The organism is Actinoplanes sp. GCM10030250 (assembly GCF_042666575.1).
In the GTDB taxonomy this organism is placed as follows: domain Bacteria; phylum Actinomycetota; class Actinomycetes; order Mycobacteriales; family Micromonosporaceae; genus Actinoplanes.
Map to the genome: position 1 here is coordinate 117193 of NZ_JBHTDO010000008.1, position 23259 is coordinate 140451.

17 protein-coding genes are annotated in these 23259 nt (G+C 71.1%); 8 read left to right on the top strand and 9 right to left on the bottom strand.

Going from position 1 to position 23259, the window contains the following annotated elements; genetic code table 11:
• Positions 1 to 648 precede the first annotated feature (648 nt).
• Positions 649 to 1050 carry a hypothetical protein gene (locus tag ACFQV6_RS13675; protein WP_378027813.1) on the top strand — a complete coding sequence of 134 codons (402 nt, stop codon included), beginning with the start codon at positions 649 to 651 and terminating at the stop codon, positions 1048 to 1050.
• Between the two features lie 113 nt (positions 1051 to 1163).
• Here the strand turns inward: ACFQV6_RS13675 and ACFQV6_RS13680 are convergent, their stop codons facing one another.
• Entirely contained in the window at positions 1164 to 4988 is a 3825-nt protein-coding gene (locus tag ACFQV6_RS13680; RefSeq protein WP_378027814.1) for a SpoIIE family protein phosphatase, read from the bottom strand.
• A 149-nt stretch (positions 4989 to 5137) separates the two neighbouring features.
• Here ACFQV6_RS13680 and ACFQV6_RS13685 point away from each other — a divergent pair, with 149 nt between their 5' ends.
• Complete coding sequence (locus ACFQV6_RS13685; RefSeq protein WP_378027815.1) at positions 5138 to 6922, top strand: GAF domain-containing SpoIIE family protein phosphatase; 1785 nt, start codon at positions 5138 to 5140, stop codon at positions 6920 to 6922.
• A 599-nt stretch (positions 6923 to 7521) separates the two neighbouring features.
• Here the strand turns inward: ACFQV6_RS13685 and ACFQV6_RS13690 are convergent.
• From ACFQV6_RS13690 to ACFQV6_RS13705, 4 genes are read right to left on the bottom strand one after another with little or no spacing between them, the layout of a single operon-like run.
• Entirely contained in the window at positions 7522 to 8334 is an 813-nt protein-coding gene (locus ACFQV6_RS13690) for an ABC transporter permease (RefSeq protein WP_378027816.1), read from the bottom strand.
• A 28-nt stretch (positions 8335 to 8362) separates the two neighbouring features.
• On the bottom strand, positions 8363 to 9211 hold the full coding sequence (locus ACFQV6_RS13695) for an ABC transporter permease (protein ID WP_378027817.1): 849 nt from the start codon (positions 9209 to 9211) through the stop codon (positions 8363 to 8365).
• Positions 9208 to 10410 (bottom strand): ABC transporter substrate-binding protein, encoded by a 1203-nt coding sequence (locus tag ACFQV6_RS13700; protein WP_378027818.1) that lies wholly within the window; start codon positions 10408 to 10410, stop codon positions 9208 to 9210. The genes ACFQV6_RS13695 and ACFQV6_RS13700 overlap by 4 nt, the downstream gene beginning before the upstream one ends.
• Positions 10403 to 11431: an ABC transporter ATP-binding protein gene (locus tag ACFQV6_RS13705; RefSeq protein WP_378027819.1), complete on the bottom strand. Its 1029-nt coding sequence runs from the start codon at positions 11429 to 11431 to the stop codon at positions 10403 to 10405. Before ACFQV6_RS13705 ends, ACFQV6_RS13700 begins: the two co-directional genes overlap by 8 nt.
• Before the next feature lie 84 nt (positions 11432 to 11515).
• On the opposite strand from ACFQV6_RS13705, the gene ACFQV6_RS13710 reads away from it, so the two are divergent.
• Genes ACFQV6_RS13710 through nrfD form a run of 6 tightly spaced genes read left to right on the top strand, consistent with a single transcriptional unit; the run spans position 11516 to position 19557 of the window.
• Entirely contained in the window at positions 11516 to 12247 is a 732-nt protein-coding gene (locus ACFQV6_RS13710; protein WP_378027820.1) for a FadR/GntR family transcriptional regulator, read from the top strand.
• A gap of 31 nt (positions 12248 to 12278) precedes the next feature.
• Positions 12279 to 13055, top strand: coding sequence for a cache domain-containing protein (locus ACFQV6_RS13715; protein WP_378027821.1), 777 nt, complete (start codon positions 12279 to 12281; stop codon positions 13053 to 13055).
• Positions 13056 to 13088: 33 nt separating this feature from the next.
• Entirely contained in the window at positions 13089 to 14306 is a 1218-nt protein-coding gene (locus ACFQV6_RS13720) for an MFS transporter (RefSeq protein WP_378027822.1), read from the top strand.
• Between the two features lie 10 nt (positions 14307 to 14316).
• On the top strand, positions 14317 to 17523 hold the full coding sequence (gene fdh, locus ACFQV6_RS13725) for a formate dehydrogenase (RefSeq protein ID WP_378027823.1): 3207 nt from the start codon (positions 14317 to 14319) through the stop codon (positions 17521 to 17523).
• Positions 17510 to 18565, top strand: coding sequence for a 4Fe-4S dicluster domain-containing protein (locus ACFQV6_RS13730; protein WP_378027824.1), 1056 nt, complete (start codon positions 17510 to 17512; stop codon positions 18563 to 18565). The genes fdh and ACFQV6_RS13730 overlap by 14 nt, the downstream gene beginning before the upstream one ends.
• Positions 18565 to 19557: an NrfD/PsrC family molybdoenzyme membrane anchor subunit gene (nrfD, locus tag ACFQV6_RS13735; RefSeq protein ID WP_378027825.1), complete on the top strand. Its 993-nt coding sequence runs from the start codon at positions 18565 to 18567 to the stop codon at positions 19555 to 19557. Before ACFQV6_RS13730 ends, nrfD begins: the two co-directional genes overlap by 1 nt.
• On the opposite strand, the gene ACFQV6_RS13740 is transcribed toward nrfD, so the two are convergent.
• The 4 genes from ACFQV6_RS13740 to ACFQV6_RS13755 all read right to left on the bottom strand — a co-directional run bounded on the left by ACFQV6_RS13740 (position 19541) and on the right by ACFQV6_RS13755 (position 23258).
• The gene (locus ACFQV6_RS13740; protein ID WP_378027826.1) at positions 19541 to 20485 is read right to left on the bottom strand and encodes a hypothetical protein; all 945 of its coding nucleotides are present in this window, start codon (positions 20483 to 20485) and stop codon (positions 19541 to 19543) included. The two genes, nrfD and ACFQV6_RS13740, sit on opposite strands and share 17 nt — an antisense overlap.
• 159 nt (positions 20486 to 20644) lie before the next feature.
• Complete coding sequence (selD, locus tag ACFQV6_RS13745; RefSeq protein WP_378027827.1) at positions 20645 to 21637, bottom strand: selenide, water dikinase SelD; 993 nt, start codon at positions 21635 to 21637, stop codon at positions 20645 to 20647.
• A complete protein-coding gene (locus ACFQV6_RS13750; RefSeq protein ID WP_378027828.1) occupies positions 21634 to 22893 on the bottom strand; it encodes an RNA polymerase sigma factor in 1260 nt (419 codons plus the stop codon). The genes selD and ACFQV6_RS13750 overlap by 4 nt, the downstream gene beginning before the upstream one ends.
• Entirely contained in the window at positions 22890 to 23258 is a 369-nt protein-coding gene (locus ACFQV6_RS13755) for a YciI family protein (RefSeq protein WP_378027829.1), read from the bottom strand. The genes ACFQV6_RS13750 and ACFQV6_RS13755 overlap by 4 nt, the downstream gene beginning before the upstream one ends.
• Position 23259 lies beyond the last annotated feature (1 nt).

Genomic DNA, 23259 nt, shown 5'->3' on the forward strand with positions numbered 1-23259 from the left:
TGTGCAAGGTTAAGGGGCGTTCCGCAGTTGGGAGCCTGGCCGCCTTCTCGACTACGTTCACGGCAGCCTCGACTGAGCCCGCGGCAGCCTTGGCGGCGACCGGCTCGGTTGTCTCCGTGACCATCGGCTCGGTTGCCTCCACGATCGTCGGCCGGGCTGAGTCCACAGGCTTCGAAACAACATCGCTTGGCGGTCCTGAGCTGGCAATAAACTGGGATCCGATCGCACGCTGTTCTGAGGCCGCCTCTACGCCGCGCGAGGCGCACGAGGCACCGCGGATGTGACGCAAGCGCTCGGCGTGGCGGCGCTTCAATCCCCACGCGCGGCGGCGCTCGTGATCCCGGCGAAACTCCTCGCGCTCGGGAGAATAATCGCGGCGAGCGGTGCGGTCACGCATTTCCGCCAATTTTGCCGAGGTGAACATCTGTAGCTGTCGCATACAGAAATTGTCCCACCGGCCGAACCCGCCCGCTAATGGTCGATCATGCCAGAATCGAGCAAGATTCTATCCTGAGAATACACGGGCGAAGGGCTGAGAATTTCCTGAGACGCGGCATTTCCGTGTGGCATTGGTGTCGACGACACCTATCGGACTGCGTTGGGCTCGGCCTTCTCCGGCTGGGCCAGGCGCGAGGCGCCGAGCGGCAGGTGCCGTTCCTCGCGGCCATGACCGGTCAGCTCGCGGGTTTCGCCGCGACGGTGGACGCCGGTTCGTACGAGGGGGAGGGGCAGAGCCTGCGCTTCACCGAGACCGCGCTGGCCGCGCTGATCACGGCCACCACGGATCAGGGTGTCACCGCCGAAACTCTGCGGCCGATCCACAACCTCGTGCGCCGCCAGATCGCCACCGGCCACGGCGACCAGGGCACGGCCCGAATCTACAAAGAACTCAGAGGAGCCGAAGAGCTGAAGAACGCCGAAGAGCTGAAGAACGCCGAAGAGCTGAAGAACGCCGAGGAGCTGAAGAACGCCGAAGAGCTGAAGAACGCCGAAGAGCTGAAGAACGCCGAAGAGCTGAAAAACGCCGCAGACCTGAGGAGCACCCGCTGACAGCCACCCCCGCCACCGTCATCGGAATCGAGCCGATGGGCCAGGCAATGGCCACCGCCCTCTACGAAGTGATCGCCCAACAGCAAAGAAAGCAAGAGTGAAAGAACGAGCGATCAGGACCAGCGCCGCTCGATCGTGACCAACGTCCCGGTAGAGGTCGCGGTGACACGCACATCGCCGTACGCGTTCATCAGAATCGCGCCGCGCCCCCGGTCCCGGGCCGGCGGCCGGGCACGCCAGCCCCCGAAATCCTGCACCTCTACACGAACCAGCCCGCCGGTCACCCGCAGATGTACCCGGACCTCGGGACGACTGGGCCGCTGCGCGTGCTCGACCGCGTTGTTGATCGCCTCGGTGGCGGCGACCTGGAGGTCGTAGAGCAGGTCCGGGTCGACGGGCTCACCCTGCTGGAGTACGGCTTTCAGGTCGCGCCGGGCCGACGCCGCCGCGCCGGGTTCGAGGGGATAGGCCCAGGTGGCGGACACGTCGACCGGGTCGATGGCGGCCGGGGCCTCGGGCAGCGGCAGGCGGCGGACCGCGACCACCGCGATGTCGTCGCGCTGCGGCTGGGGCACGTCGGCCAGCACGGCGTCGACGATCGCCCCGGCCGGTGCCCCGGCGGAGAACTCGTCGTCGCAGCGCTGCTGGACCCGGTCGAGGCCGACGTCGATCGACTCGGGGAAGTCCTCCACGAGCCCGTCGGTGTAGAGCAGGAGCTGGTCGCCGTGCCCGAGGACGCCCTCGTTCTGCCGGTACCGCGCGCTGGTCAGGCCGAGTGGCGGGCTCACCGCGCCGGTGAGCAGCCGGGAGGGCAGGCCGGGGGCGGAGTGCACCGGGGTGGGATGGCCGGCGCTGCACCACTCGTACCGGCCGGTGCGCGGGTCGAGGCCGATCACCAGCAGGGTGGCCACGAACGGGGTGTGCAGCCGGCCGACGAGCGTGGCGACCCGGCTCACGATGTGTGCGGGCACCGCGTCCTCGACGGCGTACGCCCGGACCGCGTTGCGCACCTGCCCCGCCGTGACCGCCGCGCCCAGGCCGTGCCCGGCCACGTCACCGATACTGATCACCAGGGTGCCGCCGGGCCCCTCCTCGACGTCGTACCAGTCACCGCCGACCCGCCCCGACGCCGGCCGGTACGCCGCGTGCAGGTTCCACCCGTCGATCACCGGCAGGCTCTCCGGCAGCACACCCTGCTGGAGGGTGAGCGTCATCTGCTTCTCGTGCTCCAGCTGCCAGTTGCTCTCCGCCAGCGACGCGAGCATGTCGGTCATCGGGATCAGGATGGCGCGGGCCTGGTCGGTCGGCGGGCGTTCGGGATCGGTGAACACCGTGATGCTCCCGAGCCGCCTGCCATGCCGGCCGAGAATCTCCGCCTCGACAGCACCGCCCTCAAAGCCGCCGCCGGAAGGGCCAGCGGAAGGGCCAGCGGAAGGGCCAGCGGAAGGGCCAGCGGCAGAGCCAGCGGTAGGCGACGTGCTGAACCGCAGCGCCGCCCGCTGACCACCCCCATCCAAAACGGTCATCGCCGAGATGCCACCCAGCAGCGCCCTCGCCTGATCGGTGGCAACCTGAAACGCCTCCTCCAGCGCACGACCGGAAGCGATCACCGCAGCCGTGTCCGCGAGCACTGTCAGCTGGCGGGTGTGCGTAGCCCGTACCCGAGAAAGCTCCAAGGTGTTGCGCACCCTGGCAATCAGCTCGCCGGCGCTGAAGGGCTTGACGACATAGTCGTCGGCGCCCGCCGCCAGACCCTCGACGCCCGACTCCTGACCGGCGCGGGCGGAGAGCATCACGATCGGCAGGCCACGCGTCTCCTCGTCACCGCGCAGCGTGCGAACCAGGGCAAAACCGTCAAGGCGCGGCATCATCACGTCGGTGACCAGCAGGTCCGGCAGGCTGCGGCGAACCGACTGCAGCGCGGCCTCGCCGTCGGCCACGGTCTCCACCCGCCAGCCCTCATCGGTCAGCAGCCGGGCCAGGTAGGCGCGCATGTCACCGTTGTCGTCCGCGACCAGGATGCGGGCACCGGAAAGGGCAGCCCGCGGCGGGACGGACGCGTCGTTCCAGCCGGCGGTCACGGCCGCGGCACCCTGGGCCGCGGACAGATCATCGGGTACGGAATCCCGCACGACCTCCCCGGATGGCCGCACCACGGCCCACGGCAGCACGACGGTGAACGTCGTCCCCCGCCCGGGAACGCTGCTCACCTCGACGTCGCCACCCTCCAGCCGGGCCAGTTCACGGACCAGCGCGAGGCCGATGCCGGTGCCCTCGTGTGTCCGCGATCGCACACCGCGCACCCGGTGGAACCGGTCGAAGAGCCGCGGCAACTCCGCCTCGTCGATGCCGATGCCGTCGTCGGAAACGGTCAGCCGGATCGCCGTGCTGTCGGACTCCAGCCGCACCCGGATCTCACCGACGAAGGTGAACTTCAGCGCGTTGGAGATCAGGTTGGTGACGATCTTCTCCCAGTTGCGCGGGTCCACCGCCGCCGGGCCGGGCAGCGGCGGGCAGTCCACCACCAGGCGCAGGCCGGTGCGCTCGATCGCCGCGCGGAACACCCCGGCGAGTTCCGTGGTGAACTGGGCGAGGTCCAGCGATCGAGGTGCCGTCGCGGCCGTGCCCGCGCCCAGGCTGGAGAACGTCAGCAGCTCGTTGACCAGGGTCAGCAGGCGGGTGGCGTTGCGCCAGGCGGTGTCGACCCGGGCTCGCTGCGCCTCGCCCAGAGGCTGCGCGCGGTCGGCCAGGGCGTCCGACAACGGGCCCAACATCAAGGTCAATGGGGTACGGAACTCGTGGCTGACGTTCGTGAAGAAGTCCGTCTTCACCCGGTCGAGTTCGGCCAGCGCCGCCGCACGGTCACGTTCCTCCTGGTACGCCTGCGCGTTCCGCACCGCCACCCCGGCCTGCTGCGCCAGCAGTTGCAGGAACGATCGGTAGGTCTCGTCGAGCGCCCGGCTCGGGCTGACCCCGGTGAGCAGGACTCCGCCCGGCAGCGGCTGGACCATCGCGGTGTGCACCGGATCGCCCCACGGGCCGCCGGTCAGCTTCAGCCGCGCGCCGACATCGCCGATCTCGGCGGTGTCGCCGCCGGCCGCCACCCGCAGCCGCCACGGGTCCTCACCGGTCGTGTCGAGGGTGACCTCCGCCGGCAGGGCGGTCGCGTCGGCGCCCACTGTGGCGCACCGCCGGAGAAGGCCGCCGTCGCGCAGGTAGACGGCGGCGAACGGCACGTCCAGGGGGTGCTCGCCGATGACCTCGGCCAGCCGGGTGCACGTCTGCTCCACACCGGCCGGACGGCTTCCGCCGGGCATACCCAGGTCCCGCAACAACCGTAGCCGCCGCTCGCCGACGATCTGGTCCGTCACCTCACTGCACACGGTGAGCACTCCCACCGTGACGCCGTCGTCGTCGCGGGCGGGCGCGTGCGAGACGCTGAAGTAGGCCTCCTCGCGGTAGCCGGAGCGGTCCAGGAGCAGCTGGAGGGCGGGCACCCAGCTGGCTACGCCGGTCGCCATCGCGTCCTCGATCAGCGGGCGCAGCACGTCCCAGCCCTCGGCGAGCGTGATCCGCACGTCCAGGCCGAGCGCCGCGGGATGCTTGTCGCCGATCAGGGCCGAGTACGCGTCGTTGTAGAGCTGGATCAGGTCCGGGCCCCACAGGAGCAGCATCGGGTAGCGGGAGGACAGCACGATTCGTACCGCTGCCTTGAGGCTCTGAGGCCAGTCACGCACCGGGCCGAGACCGGTGGCAGCCCAGTCCAGGTCGGCCATCAGGCGCCCGGTCCCGCTGCCCGCCGCCGGCCCGCCGCTGCCCGCCGCTGTCCCGCTGCCCGCCGCTGTCCCGCTGCCTGCCGCTGTCCCGCTGCCTGCCGCTGTCTCGCCGCCCGCGGCCTTCCCGCCGCCGGCCGCAAAAAGGTCATCTGGGTGTGCCACTCATCTCCCGCCCGAGACGATGTCGGAAACACCGTGCCGATACCCAGCAGATGAGTCTTTGCACATCGTGAGGTTTCCTGGGTATGACATCGTCGCCTGTTCGCTTAGGGTGGCCCCGGCACACGAGCAGAACACATCGAGAGGCGCGGATGACGCAGGGCGGTACCGGAATCGGCGGCGAGGGACAGCGCCTGGCTGCCCTGCTGCGCACCGGTCTGGACGCGGTCGCCGATCCGATGTTCGACAGGTTCGCCGCCATGGTCCGCACCGTCCTCGGCGTGCCGGTGGCGCTGGTCTCGCTGGTCGACGCCGACCGGCAGTTCTTCCCCGGCGCCTGCGGGCTCGGCGACCCGTGGCAGCAGCAGCGGCAGACCCCACTGAGTCACTCGTTCTGCAAGCACGTCGTCGACACCGCCCAGCCGCTGATCGTCACCGACGCCCGCGAGGACCTCCGGGTCCGCGGCAACCTCGCCATCGAGGAGCTCGGCGTGATCGGCTACGCGGGCATGCCGGTCCACGACGCCGACGGCCGGGTCCTCGGCTCGCTCTGCGCGATCGACAACGAGCCGCGCCACTGGAGCGAGCAGGAGATCTCGCTGCTGACCGACCTGGCGGCCGCCTGCTCGGACAGCCTTCAGCTGCGGATCGCCACGCATCACGCCGAGCAGAGGCGGCAGGCGGAGTCCGACCGGGCCCAGCTGGCGGCCGAGCGCAACCTGCTGCTGCTGCGCGCCAGTGCCGCGCTGGGTGGGGCGTCCACCTCCGACGACGTCATCGACACGGTTCGGGACCTGGTCATCGGCAACCTCGACCCGGCGTACGTGGGTGTGTCCCGGGTGGGGGCGGAGGGCATGATCCAGCTGGCCTCGGGGCGGTTGCTGCCGCCGCATCTCGCCGAGCACTGGGCCACCTACGGCGGGGACGTCCGTACGCCGTCGGGGCTGGCGGCGCGCACCGGCCGTACGGTGATCCTGCCCGACCTGGCCGCGGTGACCGAGGAGACACCCGACGCGCTGGCCACCTTCCACGAGATGAACTGGCAGGCGGCGGTGAGCGTGCCGCTGCCCGGGCCGCACGGGCCGATCGGGGCGCTGACGTTCTGCTGGAAGCAGCGGTACTCGCCGGGCGAGGCGGAGCAGGCGGTGCTGACCGCGCTCTCCGGATATGTCGCGCAGGCACTGCTGCGGGCCGGTGCGTACGACGATCGGCGTACCGCCGCCGAGACCATGCAGAAAGCCCTGCTCAGCCCGCTCCCCGAGACCGGCCACGTGCGCATGACCGCCCGTTACGCCCCGGCGGTCCGCGCCGACCTGGTCGGCGGTGACTGGTACGACGCCGTTCGCCTCGACGACACCCGGCTGGCCGTGGTGATCGGCGACGTGGCCGGCCACGGCGTCACCTCCGCCGCGACGATGGGCCACTACCGCAGCATGCTCCGGGCCCTGCTCGTCGACCGCTACGACTACCCTTCGGCGCTGCTGGCCCGCTTCGAGCGGGCCGCCCGGGTCCTCGGCATCTCCGACGTGGCCACCGTCCTGGTCGCCTACCTCACCGCCGACCCCACCGGCGGCCACACCCTGACCTGGGCGAACGCCGGCCACATGCCACCCGCCCTGCTCCTTCCGGACGGCACGATCCAGCAGTTGCCCGGCGGCGGCCCGCTGCTCGGCGCCCTGCGTGGCGTCACTCGGCGCACCCACGTCCGCAAGATCCCGGTCGGCAGCCGCCTGGCCCTCTACACCGACGGCCTCATCGAGACCCGCACCTGCCCGATCGACGACGGGATCGACCGCCTCCACAGTGTCCTCGTCGACAACCCCGGCGCGCCCCTGGACGCCCTCGCGGACCTTCTGATGGAGATCACCCCCGCTGCCGCCCGCGAAGACGACGCCACCCTCCTCCTGCTCGACACCCTCCCCACCCCACCCCCTTAACCCCCGCAGCGATCCCGTGAAGTTCCGGCCCCCCACCCCGAGCTGAGTCCCCAAGATCGCGGAGGGTGCCCGGCGGGCGAGGGCCGCCCCGCGCGAGGGCCGCCTCGGGCGAGGGCCGCCTCGGGCGAGGGCCGCCTCGGGCGAGGGCCGCCCCGGGCGAGGGCCGCCCCGCGCGAGGGCGTCGGGTCGACTGCTGGCCGGGGTCCCGCGATCTTGTGGACTTCGGGCCTACCGTTCTTGGGCAACTTCACAAGATCGCGGGTAGGGCCGTCGGAGCGAGGCCGCTCGGGGCGTCTGTCGGCGAGAGTCCGCGATCTTGTGGACTTCGCGCTCACCGTTCCGGGGCAACTTCACAAGATCGCGGACGCAGCGGGGCGCGCGGGCAGCGGGGCGCGCGGCGGCGGGCCGCGGGGCGCGCGGCGGCGGGCCGCGGGGCGCGCGGCGGCGGGCCGCAGGCCGCGGGGCGCGAGGCGGCGGGGCGCGGGGCGGCGGGCGCGGGCGGCGGGGCGCAGGCCGCGGGGCGCGAGGCGGCGGGGCGCGGGGCGGCGGCGTGCGGGCAGTGAGGTGCCGGGCAGCGGGCCGGGGCGGATCGCGGCCGATCAGGTGCGGGTGGCGGCTTCGGGGCCGGCGAGGCGCTGGGCGAGCCAGACGGGGAGGACGGAGAGGACGATCAGGACGGCGGCCACGACGTTGACGATGGGGGCCTGGTTGGGGCGGAAGAGGTTGTTGAAGATCCAGATGGGGAGCGTGGTGACGCCGGGGCCCGCCGTGAAGGTGGTGACGATGATCTCGTCGAAGGAGAGGGCGAAGGCGAGCAGGCCGCCGGCGAGCAGGGCGGAGCGGATCATCGGGAACGTGATGAAGCGGAAGGTCTGCCAGGGTGAGGCGCCGAGGTCGGAGGAGGCGTCCTCGAGGTTGGTGCCGGTGCGGCGGATCCGGGCGAGCACGTTGTTGTAGACGGTGACCACGCAGAACGTGGCGTGCCCGACGATCACCGAGAACAGGCCCTTGCTGATGCCGAGGTCGCCCATCACCGAGCGCCAGGCGCTGTCCAGGGCGATGCCGGTGACGATGCCGGGCAGAGCGATCGGCAGGATGATCAGCAGCGAGACGGTGTCGCGGCCGAAGAAGGCGAACCGCTGCACGGCGAACGCCACCATCGTGCCCAGGACCAGGGCGATCGCCGTCGCGCCGAGGGCCGCCTGTACCGAGGTGATCAGCGCTTGGCGGGCTCCGTCGTTGGCCCAGGCGGCCGCCCACCAGCGGGTGGTGAGGTCGCGCGGCGGCCAGGCGAAGGTGCGGTCGCCGTTGAAGGAGTTGACCAGCACGAGCAGCAGCGGCACGTAGATGAAGGTCAGGCCGAGCCCCATGGCGGCACGCAACGCCCACCGCGCCGGTGCGGACAGCGTCACAACGCCTCCAAGACGGAGCCAACAGCGGTCACAACTCCTCCAAAGCGCCGGAGCGCCGCACCGCGAGCAGGTAGATGACCATGACGACGACCGGGATGGTGGCGACCGCGGCGGCGAACGGCAGGTTGTTCGCGGCGCCGATGTTGGCGTAGACGACGTTGCCGAGGAGCTGGGTCTTGCCGCCGACGATCTGGACGGTGATGTAGTCGCCGAGCGACAGCGAGAACGTGAAGATCGAGCCGGCGAAGATCGACGGGACCAGGATCGGGAGGACAATCGATCGAAACGTACGGCCGGCGCGCGCGCCGAGGTCCGCGGAGGCTTCGAGGAACGAGTCCGGCAGGCGTTCCAGCCCGGCGTAGATCGGCAGGATCATGTACGGCAGCCACAGGTAGGACAGGACGAGGACGGTCGCGAACAACCCGTAGCCCGGACCGTTTCCCGGGCCGCCGAGCAGCGTGTCGACCGGCCCGCCGTTGGCCAGCAGGATCCGCCAGGCGTAGGCCTTGACGAGGTAGCTGGCCCACAGCGGGGTGAGGATCGCGATGACCAGCCAATGCCGCGAGCCCGCCGACGCCACCTTGGCCATGAAGAAGGCCATCGGCAGCGCCAGCACCACGCAGATCACGGTGACCGCCGCCGCCACCCCGAGGCTGCGCAGGGTGACGGCACGGTAGACCTCCTCGGTGAGGATGGTCCGGAAGTTCGCCAGGGAGAACTCCCGAACCGTCTCGCCGGTGAACCCGTTGACGGTCCAGAACGCTGACACCAGCAGCACCGCGAGCGCACCGAGGTAGGCGACGACCAGCCAGAGCAGCGGTGCGGAGAGCAGCCCGGCCAGGCGCAGGCGCGGGTGCCGGTACAGGAAGGAGCTCATCCCTTGATGCTGGTCCAGGCCTGGGTCCAGGCCGCGTAGTCCTTGCACGTCACGTCGGTACGCCCGTCGATGCACTGGGCGAGGGGAGTGGTCCAGTACCAGACCTGGTCGAAGTAGGACTCGTCCTCGGCGTGGAACGTGGTGCAGTGCTGCGGGTCCTTGGTCTCGGCGCAGGACAGCCTGTTCGACGGTGCCTCACCGAACCACTCGGCCACTCCGGCGTTGGCGGCCGGGCTGATGATGTGGTTCATCCAGAGGTACGCGCAGTTCGGGTGCTTGGACTTGGCCGAGATCATCCAGGTGTCGGACCAGCCGGTTGCGCCCTCGCTCGGCAGGACCACCTCGACCGGTGCCTTGTCGGCCTTGGTGAGGTTGGCGATGACCTGCCAGGTGGTGCCGAGCACCGAGTTGCCGGCCTTGAACGCCTGCACCTCCTTGGTGTAGTCGGACCAGTACTCGCCGATCAGCTCGTTCTGCTGCTTGAGCAGGCCGACCGCCGCCTGGAACTGGGTGTCGTCAAGCGCGTACGGATTCTTGATGCCCAGGTCCGGCTTGGTCTTCATCAGGTAGAGAGCCGCGTCCGCGATGTAGATCGGCGAGTCGTACGCCGTGATCTTGCCCTTGTACGGCGAAGCCGGGTCGAACACCGCCGCCCACGACGTGGGTGCCGGGGTCACGACGTCGGTCCGGTACATCAGCAGGTTCGCACCACGCCCGTGCGGCACCCCGTACGCCGCACCGCCGACCGAGTTCCACGTCTTGTTCTTCAGTCCCTCGAAGACGTCCTTGTAGTTGGCGATCAGCGAGGTGTTGACCGGCGCCACGTCCCCGCCGTAGATCAGCCGCAGCGACGCGTCCCCGGAGGCGGACACCACGTCATACTCCCCGGTCTTCATCAGGGTGACCATCTCGTCGGAGGTGCCGGCCACCTTGTTGTTGACCTGACAGCCGGTCTCCTTCTCGAAGCCGGTCACCCAGTCGACGGTCTTGTCGGTGGAGCCGTCCTCGACATATCCCGCCCACGAGACGACGTTGACCTCGCCCTCACCGGCACCGATCGACGCCAGCTGGTCGATTTTCGGAACGGTGAGCCCGCCCGGCCCGGAACCGGTGCCCCCGCTGTCCCCGCCGCCGCACCCGGCGAGCGTGAGCACACCCGCCGCCAGCGCCGCCGTCACCATTTTGCCGCTGTTACGCATCCGCGGTCTCCTTTGCCGAGGTGGGAATCTCGACGACGTGCTCGTCGCGCCAGCTCAGGTGGACCCGGTGGGCACGTTCGACGAGGGCGGCGCCGCTGTGGCGGTTGGGTGCGACGACGACCACGCGGTTGCCCGCGTCGAGGTCGACCACGTATCGGGTGACGGGGCCCGCGTAGATCACCTCGGCCACGGTGCCGGGCACCCCGGCGGGACCGATCTCGATCTTCTCGGGGCGCACCGAGAAGGTGCCGGCGCGACCGAACACGGTCCGGGCGGCGTCACCGGTGAACAGGTTGGACGTGCCGACGAAACCGGCGACGAACGGGCTGGCCGGTCTCTCGTACACCTGCTCGGGGGTGCCGACCTGGGCGATGCGCCCGGCGTCGAAGACGGCGACGCGATCACTCATGGTGAGTGCCTCGTCCTGATCGTGGGTGACGAAGACGAAGGTGATCCCGACCTCGCGCTGGATGGCCTTGAGCTCGACCTGCATCTGCTCGCGCAGCTTGAGGTCGAGCGCGCCGAGGGGCTCGTCGAGCAGCAGCACCTTGGGGCGGTTGACCAGGGCGCGGGCCAGGGCGACGCGCTGCCGCTGACCGCCGGACATCGCCGCCGGCCGGCGGTCGCCGAAGCCCTCCAGCCGGACCGAGGCGAGTGCCTGCTCGGTACGCTCGCGGCGCTCCCCGCGCGGGACCCCGCGGACCCTCAGCCCGTATTCCACGTTCTGCTGGACGCTCAGGTGAGGGAACAGCGCGTAGTCCTGGAAGACGGTGTTGACGTCGCGCTCGAACGGGGCGAGGCGGGTCACGTCGCGGTCGCCGAGCTCGACGGTGCCGGCGCTCGGCAGGTCGAAGCCGGCGATCATCCGCAGCACCGTGGTCTTGCCGGAGCCGGACGGGCCGAGCATCGAGAAGAACTCGCCGTCGGCGATCTCCAGGCCGATCCCGGCGACCGCCTCGACGGCGCCGAACGACTTGCGCAGGCCGGTGAGCCGGATCGCCGGAGCGGAGTGGTCAGCCACGCAAAAAACGTATGGCGTCAGACTTTAAAGGTCAAGGCCGCCCGGCGACCGCTCGGCGAACTGTCGTGAGGAAGAATCCCGGTCATGGGGACGGAGCGAGCCAGCGCGCGATCCGTGGTGTTCGCACCACTCGACCCGCACAGCCGTGCCGAGACGGTGGTCCGGCGGCTCACCGACGCCATCATGTTCGGGCTGTTCAGCGACGACGAGCAGCTCCCGAGCGAGGCCGACCTGGCGACACAGTTCGGCGTCTCCCGGGTCACCGTGCGGGAGGCGCTCGTCGCCCTGCGCCAGCAGAACCTGCTGGAGACCCGGCGCGGCCGTGGCGGCGGCAGCTTCGTCCGGGCACCGGCCGGTCACGCCGACTCCTCGCTGCGCGACCGGCTCTCCGAGCTGAGCCTGCCCAACCTGCGGGACAGCGCCGACCACTATGCGGCCATCGCGGGCGCCGCCGCCCGGCTGGCCGCCCAGCGCGCCACCGCCGAGGACGCCGAGCGGATCGCCGAGGAGGCCGCCGACCGGGGCCGGCCGCTGCACCGGGTCGAGCGCGCTTTCCACCTGGAGGTCGCGGCGGTCGCGCAGTCCGCCCGGCTGGCCCGCGAAGAAATACGATTCGGTATCGATCTGGGGACCCTGCTCTGGTCGCCGATGGTGCCCGCCACCGCCGTGACCTGCGATCCTCACGCCGAGCACCGGGCCATCACGGCCGCCATCGCGGCGGGCGACGGCGACACCGCCCGCAGGCTCACCGAGGAACACATTGAGAAGGCCGTGGACCGGCTGGTAAACCTGCATCTGACGCTGGTCGACCCGTGACCACGCGCGTCGTAGGAGCCGAGGTGGGTCCGTGGGACAGACGACTACCCGCACCGCAGCACCGAGCGGCACAGCACCGGGCACGGCAGTCGCCGTCCACGTCACCGGCCTCATCGAGCAGACCTTCACTCTCGTGGAGCGGCTGCGCCATGCCGCTGAGACGAGCCTGAGGACCGTACAGGACAAAGAGAAACAGGCCCTCGCAGCCCTCGCCCCGCAGGTTTCTGCCGCTTTGGGCGGCCTCATCACCGGCGCCGGCGTCATCACCACGCCGCTCGCTGACGGTCTCGCCGCCGTGGAATGGTGGATGGTCACCGGCCCCGGCGCGCGCACCCGCCTCGACCTGGATCTCGACCCCGCCAGCGACTCGTTCGTCGACGTCGGGCGCCAGACCTGGTTCGCCGTGCCGCGGGAGACCGGGAAGCGGCACGTCACCGGCCCTTACGTCGACTACGTCTGCGCCGAGCAGTACACGCTGACCTTCAGCGTGCCGCTCATCCGCGACGGCGTTTTCGCCGGGATAGCCGGCGCCGACGTCTTCGTCGGTGACTTCGAGCGGGCGATCAGGCCGATGCTCCGCTCAGCGGGCGTTCCGCTCGCGCTGGTCAACACCCAGGGCCGGATCGTCGCCGGCAACACCGCCCACCACATCACCGGCTCGCTGATCCGCGAGCCGCACATCCGGACCGCCCTTCAGGAAGCCGCCGTGCGGCAGCCCGTCGCGCAAACGCTGACCGGCGGCGTGATCCTCACCCCTTGTGAGAATCTGCCACTGGCCGTCCTCGAGTGGCCGGTGCAAACCCGTTAGAACCGGATCGCGACCCGTGAGAGGCTGACCGCCGTGCCCTCGCGATTCGGTAGTGCCAAGGCCATCCTGATGCTCGCGGCGCTGTCGCTCTCCACCTTCCTCTACGTCACCACCGAGACCCTGCCGATCGGCCTGCTGCCGCTGATCGCCGAGGACCTCGACCGCTCCGCGTCCGCGATCGGCCTGCTGGTGACCGTTTACGGTCTGGTCGTCGTGATCGCCTCGGTGCCGCTCACCAAGCTCACCCAGCGGGTACCGCGCCGCCTCGTGCTGTCGGTCCTGATGGTCGTCTTCGTGCTGGCCACCGCCGGGTCCGCGCTCTCCGACGACTACTGGGTGCTGATGGGCGCCAGGGTGGTCACCGCCCTCGCGCAGGCGCTCTTCTGGTCCGTCGTCACACCCGCGACGGCGGCACTCTTCGCGCCGGAGGTCCGGCCACGTGCACTGTCCTTCCTGTACGCGGGAAGTTCGCTCTCCGCCGTCGTCGGAGTGCCGGCCGGCACCTGGCTCGGTCAGCAGACCGACTGGCGGGTGGCCTTCCTGGCGATCGCCGGGCTCGGCCTGGTGGTGCTCGTCGCCATCCTCGTGCTGCTGCCGAACACCCCGCCGGGCGGCAGCGACGCCGACCGTGGCTGGGCGCCCGACTCGGGCCGGTTCTGGGCGCTGCTCGTCTACATCTCGTTCACGGTCACCGCCTCGTTCTGCGCCTTCACCTACATCGTCCCGTTCCTCACCGACGTCAGCGGCTTCTCGGAGGCCGCCACCGGCCCGCTGCTCGCCGTCCGCGGCGTCTTCGGCCTGGCCGGTGTGGTGCTGGTCGGTGCGCTGATCGGCCGCAACGGCTGGCTCACGATGACCGGTTTCGTCGGTCTGCAACTGGTGGCGCTCACCCTTCAGTGGGCGTTCGGCCCGTCGCAGGCCGTCACGATCATCGCGATCTCGCTCTCCGGCCTGGCGCTCTCCGGTGTCGCCTCCGGTCTCGGCGTCCGCATCCTGGAGGTGGCGCCGCGCGGCTCGGACATGGCCCTGGCCGGCGCCTCGACCGCCTTCAACGTCGGCATCACGGTCGGCGCGCTGCTCGGCGGCGTCCTGCTCCCGGCGACCGGGGTCCGCAGTACCGCTCTGGCCGCCGCCGGCCTGTCCCTGATCGCCTTCGCGGTGGCCCTGCTCGAACCGCGCCTGGCGTCCCGCAAGGGCCACTCCGGCGAAACGGCCGATCCCAGCCCTGCGACTTCCGCCGATCGGGTCTAGGGTCGTTGGCATGGGCGTCCGGACGTGGATCGAGGGGTGGCCGGTCTACCGGCAGCTCACCGGTACCGATCCCCTCGGGCGTGGCGCCGCCGTGCAGTCGGAGCGGTCCCGCAGCCTGGAGGCCCGGACCGAGCACGCCGACTCGATGGCCCGCTCGGTCTGCCCCTACTGTGCCGTCGGCTGCGGCCAGCGGATCTTCGTCAAGGACGGCGAGGTCGTCCAGATCGAGGGTGACCCGGACAGCCCGATCTCCAAGGGCCGGCTGTGCCCGAAGGGCTCGGCGAGCAAGAGCCTGGTGACCAGCCCGCGCCGGGTGCGCACGGTCCTCTACCGCCCGCCCTACGCGGCCGACTGGGAAGAGCTCGACCTCGAGACGGCGATGGACATGATCGCCGACCGGGTGATCGCCGCCCGGGAGCAGACCTGGGAGGACGCCGACGAGCAGGGCCGCCCGCTGAACCGGACGCTCGGCATCTCCAGCCTCGGCGGCGCGACGCTGGACAACGAAGAGAACTACCTGATCAAGAAGTTGTTCACCGCGATGGGCGCCATCCAGATCGAGAACCAGGCGCGTATTTGACACTCCGCCACCGTTCCCGGTCTGGGAACCAGCTTCGGCCGTGGCGGGGCCACCGGATTCCTCCAGGATCTGGCTAACGCGGACTGCATCATCATCCAGGGCTCCAACATGGCCGAGGCGCACCCGGTGGGCTTCCAGTACGTGGTGGAGGCGAAGAACCGCGGCGCGAAGGTGATCCACGTCGACCCGCGCTTCACCCGGACCAGCGCGCTCGCGCACTCCTACGTGCCGGTGCGGGCCGGTGCCGACATCGCGTTCCTGGGTGGCGTGGTCAACTACATCCTCAGCAACGAGAAGGACTTCCGGGAGTACGTGGTCGCGTACACCAACGCGTCCATGATCGTCAGCGAGGACTTCCAGGACACCGAGGACCTCGACGGCCTGTTCTCCGGCTTCGACCCCGAGCTGAACGTGTACGACCAGTCCAGCTGGCAGTACGCGGGACAGCAGGACGAGGGCCAGGAGGAGGGCGAGGCGCACGTCGACCGGGAGACCGCGTCCGGCCTGGAGCAGGAGTCGCACGGTCCGCCGATCCCCGCCGACGTGCCCCGTGACCCGACCCTGCAGGACCCGCGCTGCGTCTACCAGGTGCTCAAGCGGCACTACGCCCGCTACACCCCGGAGGTCGTCGAGCGCGTCTGCGGCGTGCCGCGGGACAAGTTCCTCGAAGTCTGCGAGGCGTGGACCGCCAACTCGGGCCGGGAGCGCACCACCGCGCTGGTCTACTCGGTCGGCTGGACCCAGCACAGCGTCGGCGTGCAATACATCCGGACCGGCGCGATCATCCAGCTGCTGCTGGGCAACATGGGCCGGCCCGGCGGCGGCGTGATGGCGCTGCGCGGGCACGCCAGCATCCAGGGCTCCACCGACATCCCGACCCTGTTCAACCTGCTCCCCGGCTACCTCCCGATGCCGCACCACCAGCAGCACGAGACGTTCCGGCAGTGGATCGACGCGATCCGGCACCCGGAGCAGTCGGGATTCTGGGCCAACGCCGAGGCGTACGCGGTGAGCCTGCTCAAGGCGTACTGGGGTGACGCCGCGACCGCCGAGAACGACTGGGGTTACGGCTGGCTGCCCCGCCTCACCGGCGACCACGGCACCTACCAGCAGGTCCTCAACATGATCGACGGCAAGGTCAAGGGCTACTTCCTCCTCGGCCAGAACCCGGCGGTCGGCTCGGCGCACGGCAAGGCACAGCGGCTCGGCATGGCCAACCTGGACTGGCTGGTGGTCCGCGACCTGTTCATGATCGAGAGCGCCACGTTCTGGAAGGACGGGCCGGAGGTAGCCACCGGCGAGATCGTGCCGGACCAGTGCCGTACCGAAGTCTTCTTCATGCCCGCGGCCTCGCACGCGGAGAAGGAGGGCACGTTCACCCAGACCCAGCGGATGCTCCAGTGGCGCGAGAAGGCCCTCGACCCGCCGGGCGACTGCCGCTCCGAGCTGTGGTTCTTCAACCAGCTCGGCCTGCGGATCCGGGAGAAGCTGGCCGGCTCGACGCTGCCCCGCGACCAGGGCCTGCTCAAGCTCGCCTGGGACTACCCGGTGCACGGTGACGAGCCGAGCGGCGAGGACGTGCTCAAGGAGATCAACGGGTACGACGTGGCCACCGGCGCGCCGCTGCCGAACTTCACCGCGCTCAAGGCCGACGGCAGCACCGCCTGCGGCTGCTGGATCTACTCCGGCGTCTTCAAGGACGGCGTGAACCAGGCGGCCCGCCGCAAACCCGGATCCGAGCAGGACTGGGTGGCCCGCGAGTGGGGCTGGGCGTGGCCGTCGGACCGCCGCACCCTCTACAACCGCGCCTCCGCCGATCCCGAGGGCCGGCCGTGGTCGGAGCGGAAGAAGTACGTGTGGTGGGACGACGAGGCGGGGGAGTGGACCGGGTACGACGTCCCCGACTTCGAGAAGACCAAGCCGCCCTCCTACCGCCCGCCGGACGGCGCGACGGGTGTCGACGCGATCTCCGGCGACGACCCGTTCATCATGCAGGGCGACGGGAAGGGCTGGCTCTACGCGCCGAGCGGGCTGATCGACGGGCCGATGCCGACCCACTACGAGCCGGCCGAGTCGCCGGTCCGCAACCCGCTCTACGGGCAGCAGGCCAACCCGACCCGCAAGACGTACGACCGCCCGGACAACCCCACCAATCCGTCCGGGAGCGAGGTCTACCCGTACGTGTTCAGCACCAGCCGGCTCACCGAGCATCACACCGCCGGCGGCATGAGCCGGCAGCTCGCGTACCTCTCGGAGTTGCAGCCCGAGATGTTCGTCGAGGTCTCACCGGAGGTGGCGGCGGAACGCGGCCTGGAGCACATGGGCTGGGCGCACGTGATCACCAGCCGGGCCGCCATCGAGGCACGGGTGATGGTCACCGACCGGCTCACCCCGCTGCGCATCGACGGCCGGGTGGTGCACCAGATCTGGATGCCCTATCACTGGGGCAGCTCGGGGCTGGTCACCGGCGACTCGGCGAACGACCTGATCGGCATCATCCTCGACCCGAACGTGCTGATCCAGGAGAGCAAAGTCGGTACCTGCGACATCCGGCCCGGCCGCCGGCCGACCGGTCAGGCGCTGCTGGAGTACGTTGCCGGGTACCGGAAGCGAGCGGAGGAAAATGGGCACCAATAGCCTCTACGGCCCGCTCGACCCGGCGCCCGACGCGGGATACACCGGCGCGCCGCCGCGGATGGGCTTCTTCACCGACACCAGCGTCTGCATCGGCTGCAAGGCGTGCGAGGTGGCGTGCAAGGAGTGGAACGCGGTTCCCGACGACGGGTTCAACCTGCTCGGTACGTCGTACGACAACACCGGCGGGCTGACCGCGAACTCGTGGCGGCACGTGGCGTTCATCGAGCAGCCGGTGGCCGGCCGGGGCGGCGGCACCGACACGCCGGGCGCCTTCGCGGGGGTGCCCGCCGGCCCGTCCGCGAGCGCGGACACCGCCGTGACGGCCGCACGGACCGGTGCGGACACCGGCACCTCGCCCGGCATCGAGCCGGCCGTCGACGCGCTGGCGGCCGCGGCGACCATCGGGGCCGGCGGCACGCAGTTCCTCGGTATGCCGGGGCATGACCTGCCCGGCCGTACTATCGACGCGCCCCGCACCGACTTCCGCTGGCTGATGATGTCCAACGTGTGCAAGCACTGCACGCACGCCGGGTGCCTGGACGTGTGCCCGACCGGCGCGCTCTTCCGCACCGAGTTCGGCACCGTCGTCGTGCAGGAGGACATCTGCAACGGCTGCGGTTACTGCATCCCGGCCTGCCCGTACGGTGTCATCGATCAGCGCCAGGACGACGGCCGGGCCTGGAAGTGCACGATGTGTTACGACCGCATCGGCGACGGCCTGACCCCCGCCTGCGCGCAGGCCTGCCCCACCCAGTCCATCCAGTACGGCGAACTCGACGAGCTGCGCGGCCGCGCCCAGCACCGCCTGGAGAACCTGCGGCAGCAGGGTGTCACCGAGGCCCGCCTCTACGGCAACGACCCCGAGGACGGCGTGGGCGGTGACGGCGCGTTCTTCCTGCTGCTCGACGAGCCCGAGGTGTACGGTCTGCCACCCGACCCGGTGGTGCCCACCCGGCACCTGACGGACATGTGGAAGCGTGCCGGGCTGGCCGGCGCCGCGATGGCCGCCGCGGTCGTCGTCTCGTTCCTCGGAGGACGCTGATGGCCCGCGGAGGCAAGGGCAGGGGCGGCGGCGACCGCTCGATGGTGCCGCCCGCCGACTTCCGGTCGTACTACGGCCGCCCGATCGTCCGCCCGCCGGTCTGGCACCACGACATCGCCGCCTACCTGTTCACCGGCGGTCTCGCCGCCGGCTCCGCCCTGCTGGCCGCCGGCGGTGACGCCACCGGCCGCCCCGCGCTGCGCCGGGCCGGGCGCACCACGGCCCTCGGCGCCCTGATCGCCAGCACGTACTTCCTGGTCAACGATCTGGGCAGACCGGACCGCTTCCACCACATGCTCCGGGTGGCCAAGCCGACCTCGCCGATGTCGATGGGCACCTGGATCCTCAGCGCCTTCGGCGGTGCCGCCGGCGTCGCCGCGGTGGCCGAGGCCGCCCCGCTGCTGCCGTCACCGCTCCGCAAGCTGGTCACGCCGCTCGGCACCGCCGGCCAGTACGGCGCCGCCGCTCTCGCTCCGGCACTCGCCACCTACACCGCTGTGCTCCTCGCTGACACGGCGACACCGAGCTGGCACGCGGCGTACCCCGAACTGCCCTTCGTCTTCGCCGGAAGCGCCCTGGCCAGCGGCGCCGGTGTCGGCCTCCTGGCCGCGCCCACCGCCCAGGCCGGGCCCGCGCGGCGGATGGCCGTCCTCGGTGCGGCCATGGAGCTCTACGGCGCGCACCGGGTGGAGACCAGCAAGGGCATCCTGAGCGAGCCTTACACCCAGGGGCGGCCCGGCAGGCTGCTGCGGGCCGGCCGGGCGCTGACCGTCGCCGGGGTGGCGGGTGCGCTGGTCGGGCGCCGCAGCCGGGTGGTTTCCGGGCTCTCCGGGATATCGCTGCTGGCCGCGTCGCTGGCCACCCGCTTCGGCATCTTCGAAGGCGGCGTCGCCTCGGCGAAGGACCCGAAGTACACGGTCGTGCCGCAGCGCGAGCGACTGGCCCGGCGTGAACCGGGCCAGTCGCAGGATCCGCTCAGCAGCTCAGCTTGACCCAGCCCCGGTCACCGTCGGGCTCGTTCTCGCTGTGGTGGTCGAGCTCCAGGAAGGCCGCCTTGTCGTTCAGGCCGACCACCTGCGCCCAGTCGACCCGGACCCGCATGCGGTACGAGTCGACACCCTTGCGGCAGGCGCCCGTCAGGGTCTGGTTGCGGACGCCGCTCGACGGGAGCCGCTCCTTGTCCGTCCTGGCGATGGTCCGCGCCTTGCAGAGGTGACCGAAGCGGTTGCAGACCTTCGTCTCCAGGACGAACTGGACGGTCGCGCTGCAGTTGATCCGGGAGACGACGCTGACGGCAGCCGACCCCTCGATCCGGCGCTGCCCGTTGACCTTCGGCTCGTGCGTGGAGGCCACGTAAGCGGGACTGCCGATGATGCCGCCGGCGAACTTCCCTGGTGAACAGCCGGTGGACCGGACGGACGCGGGGTCGATGACACCCGCACCGCTGAGGAAGATGTTCGAGTTCCCCTTGATGTCGCCGCACTGGTCCCGCAGGGCGAAACTCACCGTGTTCAGCCCGGAATAGAGCCACTTGTTCACGTCGAGGAACGTCCGCGGTCTCGGCGCCGGCAGCGTACATTTGTTGCCGAAGTCGATCTTGACCGACTTCCGTTGTCCCTTCGAGCCGGTGATCGTCATGATCAGTAGGTCGTCGACGACGAACGGGCCGTTGGCGTCACGGAACCCGCTCAGGAACGAGTTGGTGACGCCGCTGCGCCACACCGCGAACTCGGGGGACCGGTGAAAGGTCTCACCCTGCTGCCCGACGCGCGTGCTGGCGAGGGCGGACGCCACCTGCAGGCTGGGCAGGGCTGCTGCCCGGGCCGACGCGGGCGGTGCGGGAGCTGCCGCGGCGGCTGGTGAGATCGGTGGACCGACGATGACCGCGAAGGCCATGGTGAGAAGCGCAGTACGGCGCATGAGACGACTCCGATGAACGGGATCCGGAAGTGCTGGGGTGGCGCGCCGGAAATGACGTTACGGAGGCGGCTTTCGTCTGACCATTACGCGGATGGGCCGACCGAAAGGGTCATCGGGTAATAAGACCGGCGGACCGGCCTAATCCGTACGAGGAGCTCGTTATCGGACGAGAACGGTGACACCCTCCCGGCCGGGCAACAGCTCGCCGATCACCGGATAGCCCGGGACCTCACCGGCCACCAGCAGGCCGCCGGAGGTCTGCGCGTCCGCGAGCAGCAGCAACTCGTCCTCGTCGACGCTGCCGGTGTCGGCGTGCGGGCGGACCCAGTCCAGGTTGCGGCGGGTGCCGCCACTGACGTACCCGTCGGCGAGGGCCTTGCGGGCACCCTCCAGATAGGGCACCGCGGCGGCCTCGATCCTGGCCGTCACGCCGCTGGCCCGGGCCAGCTTGTGCAGGTGGCCGAGCAGCCCGAAGCCCGTCACGTCGGTGGCGCAGACCGCGCCGGCGGCGAGCGCGGCCTCGGCGGCGGCCCGGTTCAGCGTGGTCATCGCCTCGACGGCCTGCGGGAACACCTCGGCGGTGTTCTTGTGCCGGCTGTTGAGCACGCCGATGCCGAGCGGCTTGGTCAGCGTCAGCGGGACACCGGCGGTGCCGGCGTCGTTGCGCATCAGGCGGGCCGGGTCGGCGACGCCGGTGACCGCCATGCCGTACTTGGGCTCCGGGTCGTCGACGCTGTGCCCGCCCGCGACGTGGCAGCCGGCCTCCCGGGCGACGTCGAGGCCGCCGCGCAGCACCTCGGCGGCCAGCTCCATCGGGAGCACGTCGCGGGGCCAGCCGAGCAGGTTGACCGCGACGACGGGGGCGCCGCCCATCGCGTAGACGTCGGACAGCGCGTTCGCCGCGGCGATCCGGCCCCAGTCGTAGGCGTCGTCGACCACCGGCGTGAAGAAGTCCGCGGTGGCCACGATCGCGGTGCCGGCGGCGATCCGCACGACCGCGGCGTCGTCACCGTCGTCCAGGCCGACCAGCAACTCGCCCGGCCCGGCCGGCAGCGACTCACCGACCAGCCCGGCGACCATCTGCTCGAGCTCGCCGGGCGGGATCTTGCAGGCGCAGCCGCCGCCGTGCGCGTACTGGGTGAGTCGGATCATTCCAGCACTCTCGCACGAGCCTGGAACAGCTGCCTCTCGGCGTCGTTGCGGGTGAGCCCGGCGGCCCGCCCGAACTCCGCCCGGGCCTCGTCCACCCGGCCCAGTTGCGCCAGCAGCTCACCGCGTACCGCCGGAAGCTGCGGATAGTCGCGCAGCGAGCGTTCCGCGCCGAGCGCGTCGGTGATGGCCAGCCCGCGGACCGGGTCACCCGCCTTGCCGACCGCGACCGCCTGGTTGAGCCGGACCACCGGCGACGGCTGGAGGTAGGCGAGGACCTCGTAGAGCGCCGCGATCCGGGTCCAGTCCGTCTCCGCGGCGGTGTGCGCGCGGGCGTGGCAGGCCGCGATGGCCGCCTGGATCGTGTACGGCCCGCCGCCCAGCTCCTCCGCACGCTCCAGAGCGGCCAGCCCGTGCCGGATCAGCAGCCGGTCCCAGCGGCGCCGGTCCTGATCGCCGAGCAGCACCGGCCGGCCGTCACCGCCGGTACGCGCGGCCAGCCGGGACGCCTGCAACTCCATCAGCGCGACCAGGCCGTGTACCTCCGGCTCGCCGGGGAGCAGCCCGGCCAGGACACGTCCGAGCCGCATCGCCTCCCGGCAGAGCGCCGGCTGGGTCCAGCCCGTACCGGCGGTCGCCGCGTAGCCCTCGTTGAAGATCAGGTAGAGGACGCCGAGGACCGTGCCCACCCGCTCGGCGGTCTCGGCCGGCGTCGGCATGGTGAACCGCACCCCGGCCGCGGCCAGGGTCTTCTTGGCCCGGACGATCCGCTGGGCCGCGGTGGCCTCCGGGATGAGGAAGGCGCGCGCGATCTCCGTGGTGCTCAGGCCGCCCAGCAGGCGCAGCGTGAGCGCGACCCGGGCCTCGGTCGACAGCACCGGGTGGGCGGCGGTGAAGATCAGCCGGAGCAGGTCGTCGCCGATGTGGTCGTCGAGGGAGTCGACCAGGTCGTCCGCGCCGTCGGCCTCCTTGAGCGTGACGTCGCGGCCGAGCACGGCGAGCTTCCCGGCGTACCGGCCGCGGCGCCGCAGCAGGTCGACGGCCCGGTGCTTGGCGGTCGCGCGCAGCCACGGGCCCGGCTCCCGCGGCACACCGTCGCGCGGCCACTGCTCGAGGGCGACGACGAAGGTGTCCTGGGCCAGCTCCTCGGCCAGGCCGACGTCCTGGACGAGCCGGGCGAGGCTCGCGACGAGCCTCGCCGACTCGATCCGCCACACCGCTTCCAGGGTGCGGCGGACGCTGTCCGGATCGGTGGTCACGGCGCCGGGAAGTCTTCCGGGCCGAACAGCTTCAGCACGTCCACGTCACCCTCCCATCCCGGCCAGAGATCACGGTGCGCCGCGAGGAACCGCGACGCCCACTCGACGGCCTCCTCCTTCGACTGCACCTCGTAGATCGCATAGCTGATGACCTCCTTCGACTCCGCGAACGGCCCGTCGGTGGCGGTCAGCTCACCGCCGGTGAGGCTCACCCGGGCGCCGCTCGCGCTGGGGGCCAGGCCGGAGGTGTCGAGCAGGCTGCCGGACCTGGTGGCCTCCTCGCCGAGCGTCATGATCGCGGCCATCAGTTCGGGTGGCGGGGGAGTGGTGGAGTGGTTCGCGTGGAGCAGCGTGAGGTAGCGCATG